The organism is Saccharopolyspora soli (assembly GCF_022678645.1).
GTDB classification, from domain to species: Bacteria; Actinomycetota; Actinomycetes; order Mycobacteriales; family Pseudonocardiaceae; genus Saccharopolyspora; species Saccharopolyspora soli.
The window spans coordinates 170,769-187,911 of record NZ_JALBWV010000003.1 but is presented as its reverse complement, the minus strand read 5'-3'; the positions used below and the strand labels follow the sequence as shown (position 1 = coordinate 187,911).

General features: G+C 69.0%; 16 protein-coding genes. 2 read left to right on the top strand and 14 right to left on the bottom strand.

The window, feature by feature from the left end:
- From MOQ72_RS03720 to MOQ72_RS03685, 8 genes are all read right to left on the bottom strand, one after another.
- Positions 1-1,077 carry a hypothetical protein gene (locus tag MOQ72_RS03720; RefSeq protein ID WP_242180541.1) on the bottom strand — a complete coding sequence of 359 codons (1,077 nt, stop codon included), beginning with the start codon at positions 1,075-1,077 and terminating at the stop codon, positions 1-3.
- Entirely contained in the window at positions 1,074-1,622 is a 549-nt protein-coding gene (locus MOQ72_RS03715; RefSeq protein WP_242180540.1) for a UGSC family (seleno)protein, read from the bottom strand. The genes MOQ72_RS03720 and MOQ72_RS03715 overlap by 4 nt, the downstream gene beginning before the upstream one ends.
- A 12-nt stretch (positions 1,623-1,634) precedes the next feature.
- The gene (locus MOQ72_RS03710; RefSeq protein ID WP_242180539.1) at positions 1,635-2,924 is read right to left on the bottom strand and encodes a phenylacetate--CoA ligase family protein; all 1,290 of its coding nucleotides are present in this window, start codon (positions 2,922-2,924) and stop codon (positions 1,635-1,637) included.
- A gap of 27 nt (positions 2,925-2,951) precedes the next feature.
- Positions 2,952-4,070, bottom strand: coding sequence for an NDMA-dependent alcohol dehydrogenase (locus MOQ72_RS03705; protein WP_242180538.1), 1,119 nt, complete (start codon positions 4,068-4,070; stop codon positions 2,952-2,954).
- Positions 4,067-5,020 carry an LLM class F420-dependent oxidoreductase gene (locus MOQ72_RS03700; protein ID WP_277953515.1) on the bottom strand — a complete coding sequence of 318 codons (954 nt, stop codon included), beginning with the start codon at positions 5,018-5,020 and terminating at the stop codon, positions 4,067-4,069. The genes MOQ72_RS03705 and MOQ72_RS03700 overlap by 4 nt, the downstream gene beginning before the upstream one ends.
- Before the next feature lie 16 nt (positions 5,021-5,036).
- On the bottom strand, positions 5,037-6,509 hold the full coding sequence (locus MOQ72_RS03695) for an aldehyde dehydrogenase family protein (RefSeq protein WP_242180536.1): 1,473 nt from the start codon (positions 6,507-6,509) through the stop codon (positions 5,037-5,039).
- Positions 6,510-6,520: 11 nt separating this feature from the next.
- Positions 6,521-7,630 (bottom strand): NDMA-dependent alcohol dehydrogenase, encoded by a 1,110-nt coding sequence (locus MOQ72_RS03690; protein WP_242180535.1) that lies wholly within the window; start codon positions 7,628-7,630, stop codon positions 6,521-6,523.
- Positions 7,631-7,944: 314 nt separating this feature from the next.
- Entirely contained in the window at positions 7,945-9,255 is a 1,311-nt protein-coding gene (locus tag MOQ72_RS03685; protein WP_242180534.1) for an Nramp family divalent metal transporter, read from the bottom strand.
- A gap of 223 nt (positions 9,256-9,478) precedes the next feature.
- On the opposite strand from MOQ72_RS03685, the gene MOQ72_RS03680 reads away from it, so the two are divergent.
- On the top strand, positions 9,479-9,910 hold the full coding sequence (locus tag MOQ72_RS03680) for a DoxX family protein (RefSeq protein WP_242180533.1): 432 nt from the start codon (positions 9,479-9,481) through the stop codon (positions 9,908-9,910).
- Positions 9,911-9,914: 4 nt separating this feature from the next.
- On the opposite strand, the gene MOQ72_RS03675 is transcribed toward MOQ72_RS03680, so the two are convergent.
- Entirely contained in the window at positions 9,915-10,388 is a 474-nt protein-coding gene (locus MOQ72_RS03675) for a YkvA family protein (RefSeq protein ID WP_242180532.1), read from the bottom strand.
- 112 nt (positions 10,389-10,500) lie between these two features.
- Between MOQ72_RS03675 and murJ the strand changes: the two genes are divergently transcribed.
- A complete protein-coding gene (gene murJ, locus MOQ72_RS03670) occupies positions 10,501-12,129 on the top strand; it encodes a murein biosynthesis integral membrane protein MurJ (protein ID WP_242180531.1) in 1,629 nt (542 codons plus the stop codon).
- A gap of 15 nt (positions 12,130-12,144) precedes the next feature.
- Here murJ and MOQ72_RS03665 read toward each other — a convergent pair whose 3' ends face one another.
- From MOQ72_RS03665 to MOQ72_RS03645, 5 genes are all read right to left on the bottom strand, one after another.
- Positions 12,145-12,870 (bottom strand): type 1 glutamine amidotransferase, encoded by a 726-nt coding sequence (locus tag MOQ72_RS03665; protein ID WP_242180530.1) that lies wholly within the window; start codon positions 12,868-12,870, stop codon positions 12,145-12,147.
- Entirely contained in the window at positions 12,867-14,213 is a 1,347-nt protein-coding gene (locus tag MOQ72_RS03660) for a Mur ligase family protein (protein ID WP_242180529.1), read from the bottom strand. The genes MOQ72_RS03665 and MOQ72_RS03660 overlap by 4 nt, the downstream gene beginning before the upstream one ends.
- A gap of 62 nt (positions 14,214-14,275) precedes the next feature.
- Positions 14,276-14,452 (bottom strand): hypothetical protein, encoded by a 177-nt coding sequence (locus MOQ72_RS03655; protein WP_242180528.1) that lies wholly within the window; start codon positions 14,450-14,452, stop codon positions 14,276-14,278.
- Between the two features lie 718 nt (positions 14,453-15,170).
- Positions 15,171-15,788, bottom strand: coding sequence for a LysM peptidoglycan-binding domain-containing protein (locus tag MOQ72_RS03650; protein ID WP_242180527.1), 618 nt, complete (start codon positions 15,786-15,788; stop codon positions 15,171-15,173).
- A 469-nt stretch (positions 15,789-16,257) separates the two neighbouring features.
- A complete protein-coding gene (locus MOQ72_RS03645; protein ID WP_242180526.1) occupies positions 16,258-17,112 on the bottom strand; it encodes a siderophore-interacting protein in 855 nt (284 codons plus the stop codon).
- Positions 17,113-17,143: the final 31 nt, after the last annotated feature.

Here is a 17,143-nt window from a genome sequence, read left to right as displayed (position 1 = left end):
CTACCTTCCTTCCTGGGCAACGGATCTGGGCGTGGCGGCGTCGTCGATCCCGACGGCGGTGCCGGACCAGTCGGCGAACAGCCGGACCACCATCGAGATCCCGGCGTTGCGCGCACCGGACACAGCGATGAGCAGGTTCTTGGGGTCGGCGGCGGGCAGCAGGCGGTCGAACCCGGCGTCGCGCTGCCCGCTGGCGTGCCGGACCCCGTTGTCGCCGAGCCCGTCCTTGCCCACCGAAGCAAGTTGGTCCACCGTCCGTCCACAGTGGTCGGCCAGCCAGGCCCGCACCTCGGCGCGGCCGAATCCGGCACCGGCGAGCAACTGCGCGTGTTCCGGGCAGAACACGATGCCCGCCGAGGCGTGCCGGAAGATCCACGCACCGGCACGGGAGATGGTGTCGGCGAAGTCGGCGAGCAGCTGCTCGGCGCTGCTCGTGTGCCGGTTGTCGACGAATTCGCAGGTGCGCAGCAGGGTCGCCGCCACCGCCGAAGTCCCCGCGGGCAGCCCGGCCTCCTCGGCCAGCGGTTCCCACGGGCTCTCCTCCTCGTTCTCGGCCACGCAGATCGACCACCGGCCGGGAAGCCCTTGGGTGGCCTGCTCCAGCACGTGCGGGTGGATGCCGAAGACGTTGCGCACGATCAGCCCGATCGCCCTGGCGACAGTGGCGTTCGCCCGGAAGCCGGGTCCGAAAACGCCACCCGCCCAGTTGAATCCGAGCTTCTCGCGGACCGGCCCGTTGACGATGATCAGCGGGGCCGGTCCGCTCGTCGACTGCCAGCCGCCACCGCTGGCGGCCCGCTCGCGCATCAGCGCCTCCCAGGCGGCGAGCACCACCGGGAAGTACTCCGGTTTGCACCCCGCCATGGCGGCGTTGATCGCGGCCAGCTCGACGGTGACGAGGCGGTCCAGCTGCGGTAGCCGCCCGATGACCGCATCACGCGGTAGGTCGACCGTGCCGAGGAACCGGTCCACGAGCGGCTGGGAGGCGGGCACCAGCGGCAGACCGTCCGACCAGTCCTGCTCGTAGCAGTACTCGATGGCGGCCTGCGCGGCGTCCGGGTCGTGTTCGGCGGTCACGAGCCCGCCGCCGTGAGCAGTGCGATGACACCCGGCAGCACGTCCTTCGCACGGTCCCGGACCTGCTGCTCGGTCAGGATCGCGACCGGGTGCGCAGTGGTCACGTACGCATAACCCGGCGCGTTGCGCAGCTCGGCCATCGCATCCGCGGTCGCCACGAACGCATCGCTGCAGATGACCGCGGCGGGCAATCCCGCTTGCTCGAAGAGGATTCCGTCGGCCACGGCCGAGGCGCTGCACGACCCGCAGTCGCCGACGCCGGTGATCACCACGTCGCATTCGCGTGCGTACTCGGCGATGAGCTCAGCGGGTGCGGGCTGGGCGAACGCGGTCTTGGTGCGCATGAGCACCACTGCGCTGGCGCCGTGTTCGGCCACCAGGAGCTTGCCCAGCTCGGTCAGCAGCAGTGCGGCGTTCTGCTTGGTGTTCTCCAGCAAACCGATCCGGGCGCTGGTGAGGTCGACGCGGCGGCTCGCCCGAGCCGCGTTCGTCGAGGTGGTTCGCGCGGCAGCGCGCCCCGTCGGGTCGAGGATGGCGTTGGGCATTGGATACCTCCTTCAGCTCGTGCGCCGGGTGAGCCGGGTCTTCGCCTCGGAACGCTCGATGGAGCCGGGCGGCACGAGCGTGACAGCCGCGCGCACCGACAGGCGGGAGCGGATCAGCCCCTCCAGCTCGCGGACGAGTTCGTCCCGGTCGCCGGGTTGTTCGCCCCACTCGGCTTCCACTCGCAGCGGCGGCTCGACCCGCGGACCGTCCTCGGCGAGCAGGATCTGCATCGCTCCGGTGGTGCGCGGATGCAGCGCCTGGATGACGTCCCGGATCGCGGAGGGGAAGACGTTGACGCCCAGCACGATGAGCATGTCGTCGGTGCGCCCGTAACAGCGGATGAGCGGTGCGCCGTCGTCCGCGAGTCCGTTGACGACGACCCGATCGCCGGTGCGGAACCGCACCAGCGGGCAGCATTCGCGGTCGACCGAGGTGTAGACGAGCTCACCGGTGGCGCCCGGTTCGGCCGCGACCGGCTCGCCGCTTTCCGGATCGATCAGCTCGACCACGACGTGCCGCCCACCGGTGAAGCGCATCCCCGGACTGCCGGGGACTTCGCCGAACAGCACCGGCGCCATGTCGGCGTTGCCCAGCCCTTCGGTGACCGGGGCGCCCCATTCCTGCTCCACGAGCTGGCGGAACGCCGGTTCCCCGCCACCGGGCTCGCCACCCACGAAGATCTTGCGCAGGCCGAACTCCTTGGGGTCCCGGCCCCGAGCGCGCAAGTACTCCGCCAGGTACCGGGCGTAGGAAGGAGTCGAGTGCAGCGCCGTGACGCCCAGTGTCTCCAACGCCAGCACCGCCTTCTCCGAGGCGCCCGTGCCGATCGGTAGGAAGGTGGCCCCGATCCGTTCGAACGCGTCGCGGATCGGCAGGCCGCCGACGAACAGCGTGAGCCCCGCCGCGTGCAGCACGACGTCCTCGCGGCTCGCGCCCATCGTGCGGAACGCGCGGGTGACCATGTCGGTCCAGGCCGCGGCGTCCCGGCGGGTGACCCCGACCCAGCTCGGTTTCCCGGTCGTGCCGGTGGAGGCGTGCACCCGGATGACCTCGGTCATGTCCACGGCGGCGTGCCTACCCAGCGGCGGGGCCGCTGCCTGGGAATCGCGCAGCATCTGCTTGGTGGTGAACGGCAACTTGGGAAGGTCGTCGAGCGACGCGAACGTCGACGGCGTCACCCCGTGCTCAGCGAAGAGGTCGGCGTAGATCGGGGATCGCGCGGGCAGCCCGTCGAGCTGCGCACGGAGCAGCTCGGTGACGGCGTCCTGATCCTCGACGGCGACGAAGCTCGGTGTGACCAAGGGATTCCTCCGGGATGCGAGGGATGCTCAGTGCTCGTGCACGACGACGCCGCGGATGTTCTTGCCGTCGGCCAGGTCTTGGTAGGCGTCGTTGACCTCGTCGAGCCGGTACTTGCGGGTGATCAGCTCGTCGAGCTTGAGATCACCGGAGCGGTACAGTCCCAGCAGTCGAGGTATGTCGTAGAGCGGGTTGCAGTCGCCGAACAACGCGCCGCGCACCTGCCGCTGGTAGCTGATCATGTGCCCGGCGTGGACGCGCACCGCGTTCTCGCCGAGTTTGCTCACGGCGGTGATGACGACCTTGCCGCCCTTGCCGACCACCTGCACGGCCGCGTTCACGATCTCCTCGGTCACCACGTCCGGGGTGCAGATCGCGTGGTCGGCGAGCTGGCCCCAAGTGGTCTCCACGACGAACTCGTGCGCCGACTGGGCATCGGCGAAGGTGTGCGTCGCGCCGAAGACCTTCGCCATGTCGCGCTTGAACTCGACGGGATCGACGACGACCACGTTCTTGGCCCCGGCGAACCGCGCGCCCTGCACGGCATTGCTGCCCACCCCGCCAGCGCCGTAGATCACCACCGTGTCACCGGCCCGCACTCCGGCCGCGTGCACCGCGGAACCCCAGCCCGTCGGCACGCCGCACCCCACCAGCGCGCCGACCTCGAACGGGATGTCCTCGGCGAGCGGGACGCAGGCCCATTCCGACACCACGGCGTACTGCGAGAACGTGCCCAGCGAGCAGAAACCGCCGAGGTCCTCGCCGTCGAGGTGGAACCGGAAAGTGCCGTCGAGGAACATGCCGGTGCCCGCGTTGAGCCCCTTGACGCACATGTTCTGGTGGCCGGTCGAACAGGGGCGGCAGGCGCCGCAGGCCGGGATGTAGGAGCAGACGATCCGGTCGCCGAGTTTCACCCGGCGGACGTCCGGCCCCACGGCGTCCACCACTCCGGCTCCCTCGTGGCCGCCGACCATCGGGAACCGCACGGGAGCGTCGCCCTGGGTGATGTGGCGGTCGGAATGGCACAGGCCGGACGCCGCGAACTTCACTCGTACCTCGTGCGCCTTCGGCTCGTCGAGCTGCAAATCCGCCAGCTCCCAGCCGAGGTGCGGTCCGCGTGCGATGGCGGCACGGGTCGTGGTGCTCATGCGGTGGCCCCCGTTTCCTCCCGAGCCGCACTGGTCACGTGCGGCAGAACCTCCGCGCCGATCAGCGCGATGTGGTCGAGGTCGTGGATGTCGTAGATGTGCAGGTAGACGGTGTCGGCCCCGGCTTCGGCGAGTCCGATGACCTGTTCGGTGACCAGCTCCGGGGAGCCGATCGCCGCCTCGGCGCGCATCCGCTCGGAGCCGATGATCGATGCCCGGCGCCGCACTTCGCCAGGATCGGACCCGCACGCCACCGGCAGCACAGCGGAGCGCCGCGCCTCGTCCGGATCGCGGCCGATCGCCTCGCAAGCCCTGGCGAACACCGCGTACCGCTCGCGCAGGTCACCGCCCAGTGCGCCGTTGAACTCATCGGCGTATCGAGCCGCGATGGCCGGAGTGCGCTTCGGACCGGTGCCGCCGATGACGATCGGCGGGTGCGGGGACTGCGTGGGCTGCGGCGGAGTTCGGTTGGCCTCCACCCGGAAATGCTTGCCTTCGAAGGAAAAACCCGGTTCCTCCCCCGGCGTCGTGCGCCAGAGCCCGGTGATGATCGCCAGTTGTTCCTCAAACCGGTCGAACCGCTCGCCGGTCGTCGGGAAGGGCAACCCGTACGCGGCGTGCTCGCGGCCGTACCACCCCGTCCCGATGCCCAGTTCCACCCGACCACCGCTCATCTCGTCGACGGAAGCGACGATGGCCGCGAGCAGGCCCGGCGAACGGAAGGTCGATGCGGTGACCAGCGAACCCAGCCGCACTCGCTGGGTGTCGCGGGCCAACCCGCCCAACGTGGTCCAGCAGTCGGTCGGCCGGTAGGTCAGGTCGTCGGGGTCGACGCCGAAGAGGTGGTCGGAGCGGAAGAACGCTTCGAAGCCCGCCTGCTCGGTCGCCAACGCGAGCGCGAGGATCTCGTCGTAGCGGGATCCGTGCCGGGGCTCCATGAGCACCCGCATCCGGATCCCGTCCCGGTCACGCCGTGCCACGGAGCGACACCGTCTTCACCTGCGTGTATTCCAGCACCGCATCGGCTCCCATCGTCCGACCGAACCCACTGCGCTTGTAGCCGCCGAACGGACCGCCGATCACGCCGGATCCCAGCGCCGCGTTCACCGCCACCTGACCGGCCTGCAGCCCGCGCGACATCCGCACCGCTGCGCCCACGTCGCGGGTCCACACCGAGGCGACCAGGCCGTAGTCGGTTCCGTTGGCCACCGCGAGGGCCTCCTCCTCGCCGTCGACCGGGATCACCGACAGCACGGGGCCGAAGATCTCCTCCTGAGCGATCCGCATCTTCGGGTCGACCTGGTCGAACAGGGTGGGTTCGACGAAGAAGCCCTGCTCGAAGGTCGCACCGTCCGGCACGCCGCCGCCGAGGACGAGTTCGGCGCCTTCCTCCTCGCCGACCCGCATGTAGTCCAGCACTCTGGCGTGCTGCTTGGCGTTGATCAGCGGGCCCATCTGCACCTTCTCGTGCCAAGGTCCGACGCTGACCCGCCCCATGGCCTCGGCGAGGCGGTGCACCACCTCGGCGTGCACCGAGCGGTCGACGACCACCCGCGAACCCGCGGCGCAGATCTGCCCGGTGTTGAGCGTGATGCTGTTGACCATCGCCGGGATCGCGGCGTCGAGGTCGGCGTCTGGGAACACCACCTGCGGGGACTTGCCGCCGAGTTCCAGGTGCAGCGGTACCAGGTTCTTGCCGCACGCCTGCATGACCTCGGAACCCGTGGCCGGTGATCCGGTGAAGCTCATCCGGCGAATTCCTTTGTGGACCGGGATGGCCGCGCCCGCCTCCCCGCCGTAACCGGTCACGACGTTGATCACGCCAGGCGGGATACCGGCCTCCATCGCGAGCTTGGCCAGCATCAGAGGAGTCAGCGGAGCGTCTTCGGCCGGCTTGATCACGATGGTGTTGCCCGCGGCGATCGCGGCACCGACGTCGTTGACGAACATCGGTCCGGGCGCGTTCCACGGGATCACGCTGCCGACCACGCCGTAGGGCTCGCGCAGCGTCAGCCCGAGCACGTCGGGGCTGTGCGTGGGCAGCGAGAGCCCGCTGACCTTGTCGGCCTGCCCGGCGATGAACGTGAGGATCCGGGCCATCGGCGGCGGACCCCAGTGCGGGCGGCCGACCTCCTGCGACTCAAGCTGATCGATCTCGGCCTCGTGCTGCTCGATCAGCCGCGCCCAGGCGGCGATCAGCGCGCCGCGTGCGGTCGCATTGGTGTCGCGCCACGCCGGGAAGGCCGCTTGGGCGGCCGTCACCGCGGCGTCGACGTCCGCCGCAGTGCCACGAGGTACGTTGGCCAGCACCTGCCCGGTAGCCGGGTTGATCACCTCGATGGTCTGGCCACTGGCCGCCGGAACCCATTCACCCCCGATGAGATGGGCGTTCTCGACGGGCGGCGAACCAGCCCGCGGGTTGGCAGGGGCGATCGTCATGGATTGGCTCCTCAGTGCTCGTGGATGATCATGCCGCGAACGTTGTTGCCGTCCAACATGTCCTGGTAGCCCTGGTTGACCTCGTCGAGCCGGTACTTGCGGGTGATCAGCTCGTCGAGCTTGAGATCACCGGAGCGGTACAGCCCCAGCAGCCGGGGAACGTCGAACAGCGGGTTGCAGGCGCCGAAGATCGCGCCCTGCACGCGGCGCTGGTAGCCGATGAGCATTCCCGACGGTGCGACGACCGAGCCGTTGCCGACTGCCGTGATGGTGACCTGGCCGCTCTTGCCGACCACTTTGATGGCGTGGTCGATGACCTCGTCGTGCAGCACGCCGACGGTGATGATCGCGTGGTCGGCGAGCTCGCCCCAGGTGGTCTCCACGACGAACTCGTGCGCCGACTGGGCATCGGCGAACGCGTGCGTCGCACCGAAGACCTTCGCCATCTCCCGCTTGAACTCCACGGGATCGACCACCACCACGTTCTTGGCCCCGGCATACCGCGCGCCCTGCACCGCATTGCTGCCCACCCCACCAGCGCCGTAGATGACGACGGTCTGGCCGGGCCGGACCCCCGCCGCGTACACCGCGGAACCCCAACCCGTCGGCACGCCGCAGCTGACCAGCGCGGCGATCTCGAACGGGATGTCCTCGGGCATCGGGATGACGGAGAACTCGGAGACGACCGCGTACTGCGAGAACGTCCCGAGCACGCAGAGACCACCGAGGTCCTCGCCGTCGAGGTGGAACCGGAACGTACCGTCGGGAAACTCACCGGTCGACGCGTTCTTGCCGGAATCGCAGAGGTTCTGCCGCGCCGTCGAGCAGTAGCGGCAGGAGCCGCAGGCCGGGATGAACGAACAAACCACGTGGTCGCCGACCGCGACCCGCGTCACGCCTTCGCCCACCGCATCGACGACACCGGCTCCTTCGTGGCCGCCGACCACCGGGAAGCGCATGCGCGCGTCGCCCTTCTGGATGTGGTCGTCGGAATGGCACAACCCGGCCGCGAAGAACTTGATCCGGACCTCGTTGGCCTTCGGCTCGTCCAGCTCGATGTCCGTGATCTCCCACGGGCGACCGGGCTCCCGGCAGATGGCAGCACGCGTGGTCATGCTCATTGGGGCCCCGTTCCTGTGATCGGGTCAGTTCGCGACGTCCGGACCGGCCGGGCGACGCGGGAAAGGACTTCGCAGGCGCCGCAGAACCGTGGTGATCGCGCTCACCCGCGGCAGTTCTCACGATGCCGCGCGGAACCACGGGCAAGCGAGACTGCTTTCACGTCACGGAAGCCAGGCCCACACACCCGAACGACCCAGTGGTGCGGGTGAGGGGCACCCGTGACCCAGTTACTTGGTCACGGGTGCCCCTCACCCATCACGCGATCGGAGATCGCCTGTACCGCCCACGCGGAACGAGCACGGCGACAGGCCGCTCAGAACATCGTCGTGAATGCCTGCACGAAGCCCTGCACTGCGGCGATGCAGACCAGCGTCGCGACCAGTCCCAGGGCGATGTTCTCCTTCCAGGAATTCCGGTGCGGCCCCATCGAATGCCTGCTGTTGAGCAGCGTGATCACCCCGATCACGATCAGCACCAGGAACGGCGCGGTGAGCACGTGCGCGATCACCACGAGCGGGATGAATCCCGGTCCGCCGGGCAGCGACCACAGCACGGCAGACAACCCCCAGATCACCACCGCGATGTAGACCGGGTCCTTACCGCGTTCCGGATAACGGCCCTCCCGCTGCGGTCGCACCACGTGCAGCGATTCGACGACCATCTTGCCGAGCGCGAACACCGAGCCCGCCACGACCGTCCAGCCCGCGCCGAGCAATCCAAAGTAGAAGATGAACGCGCCCACCGGACCGATGGCCGAGGCGAGGGCGTCCGCGATGTCGGAGGCTTCCGACACGCCTTGCGCACCGTGCAGCACCTCGGCGCCGAGCACCCACACGACGCCGCCGAGGAACAGCACCACGATCGAACCGAACAGCAGGTCGTACTGCTGCAACCGTCGATAACGCGGTGCCAGCCAACCCTTCTCGCGCAGGAACTCCGGGTAGAACAAGTTGGCCATCGACCCGATGGTGGCCAGCACCAGGCTCGCCGCCACGAGCGTGGCGTCGAACGGGCCGCTTTGCTCCGGGAAGTCGAACGCCAGACCGCCGAGCATCGCCCGCCAGCTGACGCCGACCAGGACGATGGCCACGATGAAGGTCACCACCTTGATCGCCAGCACGCCCTTGAGCACGTTCTCCAGCACCTGGTAGACGCCCCGCGCGGTCACCAGGAACACCGAACCGGCGCCGATCAGCGCCCCGACGAACGCCGACACCGCACCGCCGGTCAAGCCGTTGATCGCCACGCCGACCGCACTGAGGCTGAACGACATGAGCAGGTGCGTGTAGAGCACGAAGGAGATCAGCAGCAGCCACCCCATCGCCGGGTGCAGCCGCGCCAGGCCGCGGATGAGGCTCGGGTCATCGCGAACGTTGAACAGCACGTACTTGCCGAGCGCGTTGACGAACACGAACCGCAGGACCACCGCGAGCGGCAGCACCCACAGCAGGGCGTACCCGTAGTTGCCGCCAGCCACCGAGTTGTCGATCAGGTCGCCGGTGCCGACCCAGCTCATCGCGACCACGATGCCTGGACCGAAGGAACGCAGGTAGGAGAAGAATCCCTTGGGCACGTCGGGCTCCGCCCGACGGTGGGAATCGTCGCTGGACAACTGCTGGCTCATCGCGCCCCCGATCAGCGGCGTTGCTGGTTCGACTGCGTTGGCTCAACGCGGAATCGATGGGGATCCTGGTGTATCATATCCTGGTATACCAATACTCGGATCTGCAGAAACCCTGTTGCTCGCCGTCGCGGAGCATCGAGATGACTACCGCTCGGTCGCCCACCACACTGGTGGTACCGACTTCGCCCTTCCGGCTGGTCGGCGCACGGCACGGGGGGAAACCATGAACGTCGTTCGCGATTTCTTCGCATTCATCGGCCGACTCGGCATCGGAGTCATCCTGTTCGCCCACGGCTGGCAGAAGATCGTCGACTTCGGCCTGGGCGCGGTCACGCAGAGCTTCACCGGCATGGGCATCCCGCTACCGCAGGTCGCCGCCTGGTACGCCGCCCTCGTAGAGCTCGTCGGCGGCGCCATGTTGATCATCGGGCTGCTGCTGCCACTGGTCGGCATCTTGGTAGCAGCGGAAATGGCGGGCGCGGTGTTCCTGGTGCACCTGCCCTTCGGGTTGTTCTCCCCGATGGGTTTCGAACTGCCGCTGGCCATCGGCGTCGCCGCCTTGGCGCTGGGTTTCAACGGCGGCAACTGGTCGATCGATCACGCTCTCTTCGGCCGCCGCCGGACCGCGGTCGAACCCACCGCCGCCGCTGCGTGACGGTTTACTCCGCGTCCGCCTCGCGCGGGGAGTCCCGGACCGCCAGGTAGTTGCCCGCTTCGGCGTACAGGCTGGTCAGCAGCCAGGTTCCGACGCCGATGTCGTCGCCGATGCCCAGCAGCGGCAGGAACTCCGGGATGAAATCGATCGGCGAGATCAGGTAGACCACCGCTACCACCCAGAGCAGGAGTTGGTAGCGCGGCAACGCGGGATTGCGCCCCCTCGCGGTGGCGACGATCATCGCCGGGACCGCGCGCGCTCTCCGCACCGGACTGCCCACCGGCGCCGTCCGGTGCGCGCGGATCGCCGCCCGCAGCGGGACGCGGCGGCGCGCCGCCGCGACGACACCAGCGACGAGCATGCCGAGCCCGGCGGCGATCAGTCCGACCGGTAGCAGCCAGCCGCCCGCGACGTCACCGCCGGTCACGACCGCCACGATCACCCCGGCCACCAGCAGCAGCCCGCCGATCACGATCATGGCCGCCTCCGTTCCCCTTCGGTGTGATCAGGTTGCCACGACTGCGCCTCGCGCGGCGATGGCGGGTATTTCGTGGCACGGTCGGCGCAGGCTTTGAGAACTGGGGAACGACGTGGTCGATCAGGCCGAATCGCGCGTGCGCGACACCTCGCTGGCCCGTGCCAGCGCAGCGATGGCGCTGGCCACCGCGGTCAGCCGGGTCAGCGGTCTGCTGGCGAAAGTGCTGCTGGTGGCCGTCCTCGGGCTGGGCATGGTCAACGACTCCTACACCGTCGCCAACACGCTGCCGACCGTGGTCAACGAACTGCTGCTCGGAGGCGTGCTCACCAGCATCGCGGTACCGCTGCTGGTGCGGGCGCAGCAGGACGGCACCCGGCAAGGCGAGGCGTACGCCCAGTGGATGATCACCATGGGCGGGGTGCTGCTGATCGCCGCCACCACCGCAGCGGTGGCCGCCGCTCCCCTGCTCACCGAGCTCTACCTAGGCCCCGACACCCGCGCCAACGCCGCACTGACCACTGCTTTCGCCTACCTGCTGCTACCCGGCATCATCTGCTACGGCCTGTCCGCGCTGTTGCAGGCGATCCTCAACGTTCGCGGTGTGTTCGGCACGCCCGCCTGGGCACCGGTACTCAACAACGTCGTTGTCATCGCCACAGTTGTGGTGTACGCACTCGTGCCCGGCGAGATCTCCGCCGACCCGGTGCGGATGGGCGAGCCGAAGCTGCTGATCCTCGGCATCGGCACCGCGCTGGGCATCGCCGCGCAAACGTTGATCATGGCTGTTTCGCTGCGCCGCAGCGCGTTCCGGCTCCGCTGGCGGTGGGGTTGGGACCGCAGGCTTTCGGAGTTCGGCGGACTCGCCGTCTGGGTCGTGCTCTACACGCTGGTCAGCCAGGCGGGCATGGTGGTGATCACCCGCGTCACCGGGCAGGGCACCACCGGCAGCGTGGCGACCTTCAACTACGCCTGGCTGTTGTCCCAGGTCCCCTACGGTGTGCTCGGCGTTTCGCTGCTGACCGCGCTGATGCCCCGCATCAGCCGAGCCGCCGCGACCAGGAACACCGGCGAATTCGTCGCCGACGTGTCCCTGGGCACCCGGATGAGCGCGGTGCTGCTGATGCCGGTCAGCGCGCTACTGGTGGTCGCCGGTGGTCCGATCGGGGTCGCCTTCTTCTCGTTGGGCGCCAGCGATGTGGCCGCCGCCGATCGCCTCGGTTGGTCGCTGGCCGCCGCCGCGCTCGGCGTCGTTCCGTTCGCGATCACGATGTTGCAGTTGCGCGCCTTCTACGCGATGAAGGACGCCCGCACGCCGACCTGGATCAACGTGATCATGGTGGTGGTGCGCAGCGTGCTGTGCTACGCCGCGCTCGCGCTGCTGGATCCGCGCGACCTCGTCATCGCGGTCACCGGCGCGATGTCGGCGAGCTTCGTGGTCGGCGCGATCATCGGTCAGGTCTGGCTGCGCTCCCGCGTCGGCCGCCTGCAGACCTGGCGCACGCTGGGCGGAATCCTGCGCGCACTCGCCGCCAGCCTGCTCGGCTGCGGCTGCGCGGTCTTGGCGATCGTCGGCCTGCGCGGCATTCTCGGACCGGTCGGGCCGGTCGCCGATGCGTGGCTCTCGCTGGTCGTACACACGGTCGTAGTGCTGGCGGTGAGCTTCGGTGCGCTAGCGCTGATTCGCGCCCCGGAGCTCAAACCGGCACTGGACCGGTTGGCCCGCATTGCTCGGCGCCGCTGAGTTCTCTTCTGACGCTCACTTCCGGTTGCGGACGTGCACGCGAGTGCGCTCCGCGCGCAGGGCGCGCAACTCCGGTGGATCTGGCACCGGCTCCAGCGGCTCACCGATCGCCCACTCCAGCAGCAGATCCGCCAACTTCGGGTTGCGCGCGAGCACCGGCCCGTGCAGGTAGGTGCACATCACGTGCCCGTTGACGGCGCCTTCGGCGTCGTCGTGACCGTTTCCGATGCCACGCGCCACCCGACCCAGCGGCTGCGAATCGCGCCCCAACCGGGTTCGGCCGAGATGGTTCTCGAAACCGGTCAGCGTCCCGACACCGCCCACAGTGGACCGCGTGGTCACTTCGCCGATCGCGCGGCCGTTGCCGGGCTCGGTGGCCGCATCGACCAGGCCGAGACCGGCGTGCCGCGTTCCGTCGCCGGTCACGAAACTCGTCCCGAGCACCTGGAACCCACCGCAGATGCCCAACACCGGGCAGCCGCGGTCCACCGCGCGCCGCAGTCCGGGACCGCGGTGCAGGAACCGGACCGCCGCGACCTGCGCGACGTCCTCGCCACCGCCGATCAGGTACAGGTCGCAGGATTCCGGCACCGCGTCCGAAGACGACAGCACGGTCACGGTTTCGCTGTCGATGTTGCGCCACTTCAGCCGCTGCGCCAGCACGATGACGTTGCCGCGATCGCCGTAGGTGCCCAGCAGATCGGGCAGCACCAGGGCGAGGCGGACCCGGTCGCGCGTCACCGTCGGCTCCTGGCGACGAGATCGCGGAACGCCGTGTAGTTGGCGATCACGTTCGGCACACCTCTGGCCGAGCCGGTCAGCGCATCGTCCACACTGGACGCCACCGCACCGGGCACCCCGGCGTAGCGCAGCCGCACCGCCAGGTCCAGCGCCCGGTCCCCCGCCACCCGCACCGGGCGGCCGCGCAGCACCTCGAAGTCGACGTCCCACAGCCACGAGACGTCGTAGCCGTCGGCCTCCCGGCTGTTGACCACCAGCACCAGCGGATGGTCGTCGCCGGAGACCAGGTCGAGCATTTCCAGCCAACTCGCCGGGTTCTTCGCCAGCAGCAGCCGCACCGGACGCCCCGCCAGCCGCACGGTTCCGTAGCGCCCGGCGGCCTGCGAGACCCGGCGAATGCGCGCCAGCGCGGACTCCTGCTCGCAGCCCAGCTGCAGCGCCGCGGCCAGCGCGAACGTCGCGTTGACCCGGTTGACGTGGCCGGGCAGCGACAAGCTCAGCTCGACGCGCGTTCCGTCGGCGGCCACCGCTGCGGTGTCGGTGACCGTCCAGTCCGCGTCAGGGCGCGCGAGACCACAGGCGCAGCGCCAATCCCGGTCGGTATCGCCGATGAACGCGCCGCAGCTCGGGCAGTTCAACGCGTCGTCCTTCCAGCGCACCCCACCGGACACCCACGTGACGGCCGGGTGTTCGGCCGCCGCGAACACGATGTTGGGGTCGTCGCGGTTGGCGATCACGTGCGTGCCGGGCGCCTGCGCCAGGGCTCGCCGCAGGCTCGCGGCGACGGTGCGGATCTCGCCGACCCGGTCGAGCTGGTCCCGGCTGAGGTTGAGCAGCAGGATCGTCGCGGGTTCGAACTCCCGGGTCACCTGCGCCAGGTGCAACTCGTCGACCTCCAGCGCGGCGAACGGCGCGTCCGGCCGGGTCATCAGCGCCGCGACGTGTCCGTCCAGCATGTTCGCACCGGTGCCGTTGCTGACCGCTGGCGCCAGGGAGCGCAGCGCCTCGGCCACCAGTTGCGTGGTCGTCGTCTTGCCGTTGGTACCGGTGACCATCACGACACGCCGGCCGATCGCCAATCGCTGCAACACCCGCGGCTGTAGGCTGAGGGCCAGTCTGCCGCCGATCATCCCGCCGCTGCCCAGACCAAGCCGCCGCGACATCGACGAAGCCAACCGCCCCAGATCCACCGCGATCGTGGTCCGCAAGTCCAACCGGTGCACGCCGCGTGTCGGTGGAAGAGCTGGACCTGGGATCACCCGCCAGCGCTGTCCAGCCGGTGGCTGTTGGGTCGACGTACCGGCCGCCCCCACTTCGCCGGGGTCTCGTGTGGTGTCGGTCATGCGTCCCCTCCCCCGCGGCGCACGCCGCACACGGCGCGCTCAGCTCAGCTCGGGGCGGCGCATCACCACCACTCGGCCGCACTTGGTCGCGTCGCCCGTCGCTTCTTCGCCAGTGTGGCGCGGGTTCGGCGAAACAGCGCGACGATCAACAGCAGGACACCGGCGACGATCGCCGCAGGTCCCACCCAGCCGTGCAAGGAGGACAGCTCGACCAATGCGGAGTGCTGGCCGGAGGACATCGTGGTGCCCCCTTTCTGCGGTTTCGGATCGTTCTCGGCACTGGGAAACGGCCGGAACCCGATCACGGCCATGATCCCCGGCAGCCCGTACCGAGCCCGGCCCCAACATGCCGACGAATCACCCCACCGAGAGCCATTCACCCTCGACGCTGAGTCGATGACACGGAACGTGAGCGCAGCGGAGAAGAAGAAGCGTCGGTGCTGATTCGAACAGTGCGCCGATTTGGCGTCTGCGCACGCATTTCAGCACTGTCAAGACGTCACGCCGATTCATGGACTTCGTCCAATTGGGTTGAATCGCGCAATACGCACGGCGATCACTGGGTCCGTCACTAGGCTCAGAACCAATCCCGATCGGTACCGCACCACCCGAAGGGAGCTCGCCGTGACCGAAGCTCTGGTGCTGATCCTGATGACCAGCCTCGCCCTCGGGGGCATCAGCTGGACCGCCTGGGACATCCGCAGCGATCTGCGCCGCCGCAAGCTGAAGTAACGACACGCGGATTGGCGCGAAGCTCAAGACGAGTCAGGCAAGCGGCGCAACCACTTTCAGCCGACGACCAACACTGCCACGGAGAAAGCCAGGCTCCCTCGGCGTAGCCGCTGCAATTTCGCGAGAAGTTGTGCGCCCGCACTCGGCCGAGAAATGCAAGGGACCCCGCCGGAGAGAGGCAGGCGGGGTCCCTTGCGTATCGCCCGGTCTCGTGGACCGAGCGGGTCACTTCACGGTCAACTGCTGACCCGGGAAGATCAGGTTGGCGTCGCGGACGACGTCGCGGTTCTTCTCGAAGATCGACTGCCAGCTCACGCCGACCTTCGCGCCGATGGAGCTCAGCGTCTCACCGGCCTGCACGGTGTAGGCGCCCTCGACCGAAACGGTCTTCTTGGTTTCGGTCTTGGTCTCGGTCTTCGGGGTGGCCTGCTTGGCACCACCCGACGAGACGTCCTGGTGCTGCACACCGCCGCCAGCCGTCAGGCCCGCCTTCTTGGAGCACACCGGCCAGGCACCTGGGCCCTGCGCCTGCAGGACCCGCTCGGCAACCGCGATCTGCTGCTCGCGGCTGGCCTTCGCGGCGTTCGAGGCGTAGTCCGTGCCGCCGTATGCGGACCAGGTGGACTGGCTGAACTGCAGGCCGCCGTAGTAGCCGTTGCCGGTGCTGATCTGCCAGTTTCCACCGCTCTCGCACTTGGCGACAGCGTCCCAAGTGGACTCCGACGCGGCGTTGGCGGGCAGGGCCAGGGCGAACGGCGCGGCGACCACCGCGCCAGCCAGGGCCACCCGCGCGACGTTGCGGCTGGTGGCGTTCTTGCGGTGCTTGCCTCGGGAGCTAGCCATGTTCTTCGTCTCCAGCAACACCTGCGCTGACGCTGGGGCGGCGATCGACGCGGCCGATCGGTCGCGGCCGGGACGTCGGACTCACCGGTGGTCGTCAGGCCCCTGCCCTGATGTGCGTGTCGGGGGTCGGAAAGCCCGCGGGGCAGGGTTCGGCGAAGCGGGTTTCCGGTCTTGCCTTCGTCGGCTCGGGGGTGCCGACGGGGGGCCACGCTACGTAGCGGAAATCCGGAGACCAAACTGTGAGCGAGTGGCCATCGTCACAGAAACATCGGCAAGATCGCCGCGATTACCCTATTTTCCCAGCTCAAATCTTGATCAACGAATCAGTCGGTCGCCAAAGTCGATCACGCAGAGTGAGACATGGGCCACGTCTCACTCTTTAGTGTGGTTGCGGAGCGTATTCAAATGGACTCGATCAGTCCCCTGGCGGACGCGACAGAGAGCGCGGAAACGATGTCCGCGGCCTTGATCAGTCCTTCGGTTCGTCCTCGGATTTGCCGTAGCGCCAATAGCCCATGAACGTCACGGCATCCCGGTCGAACCCACGCTCGTCGAGCAGGTGGCGGCGCACCGAAGTGACCATGCCGGTCTCACCGGCGAGCCAGGCGTACCACTCGCCGCCGGACAGCGAGGCCGCGCGAACGGCCGACAACAACGCGGCGCCGGGGCGCCGATCGCTTCGGGGCAGCCAATGCACCTCCACCTTCGCCGCGCTGGCGAGGTGTTGCGCGTCGGCCGCAGCCGGGATCTCGACGTACACCTGGGCCCGCACGCCCATCGGCAGCGCCGCCAGGATGCCGCTGATCGCGGGCAGTGCGGTCTCGTCGCCGACGAGCAGCGCCCTGTCCCGCAGTGCATCCATGCGGAACTCCACGCCGCTGCGCTGCGGATCAGCCGGGCATTCGGCGTTGGGCGCGTACACGACGAGCCGATCCCCCGGCTTGGCCCGCCCGGCGAACGCCGAAGCCGGTCCGGTGTCGCCGTGCAGCACGAAATCGACGTCGAACTCGCCTAGTTCGGGCCGGTGCGCACGCACCGTGTAGCTGCGCAGCTTCGGCCGGATCTCCGGCGGTAGCGCTCGCAGCGCTTGGTACGGCCGGGCGCCGGAAGGCACCACCGGTTCCAGTTGGCCGGACAGCGGGAAGATCATCTTGACCCGCTGATCGAGCCCGCCGCTGGTCATCGCCGACAACTCGGGGCCGGTGAAGGTGATCCGGACCAGGTGTCGGCTCACCCGCCGCACCTCGGCGACCTCGATCCGGAACAGCCGGAACGGCGAAGATTCGGCGACCAGGTCGGGCCGCGGCGGGGTCAAGATCGTCATGCGGTGAAACTCCGGATCAGCACTCGTCAGC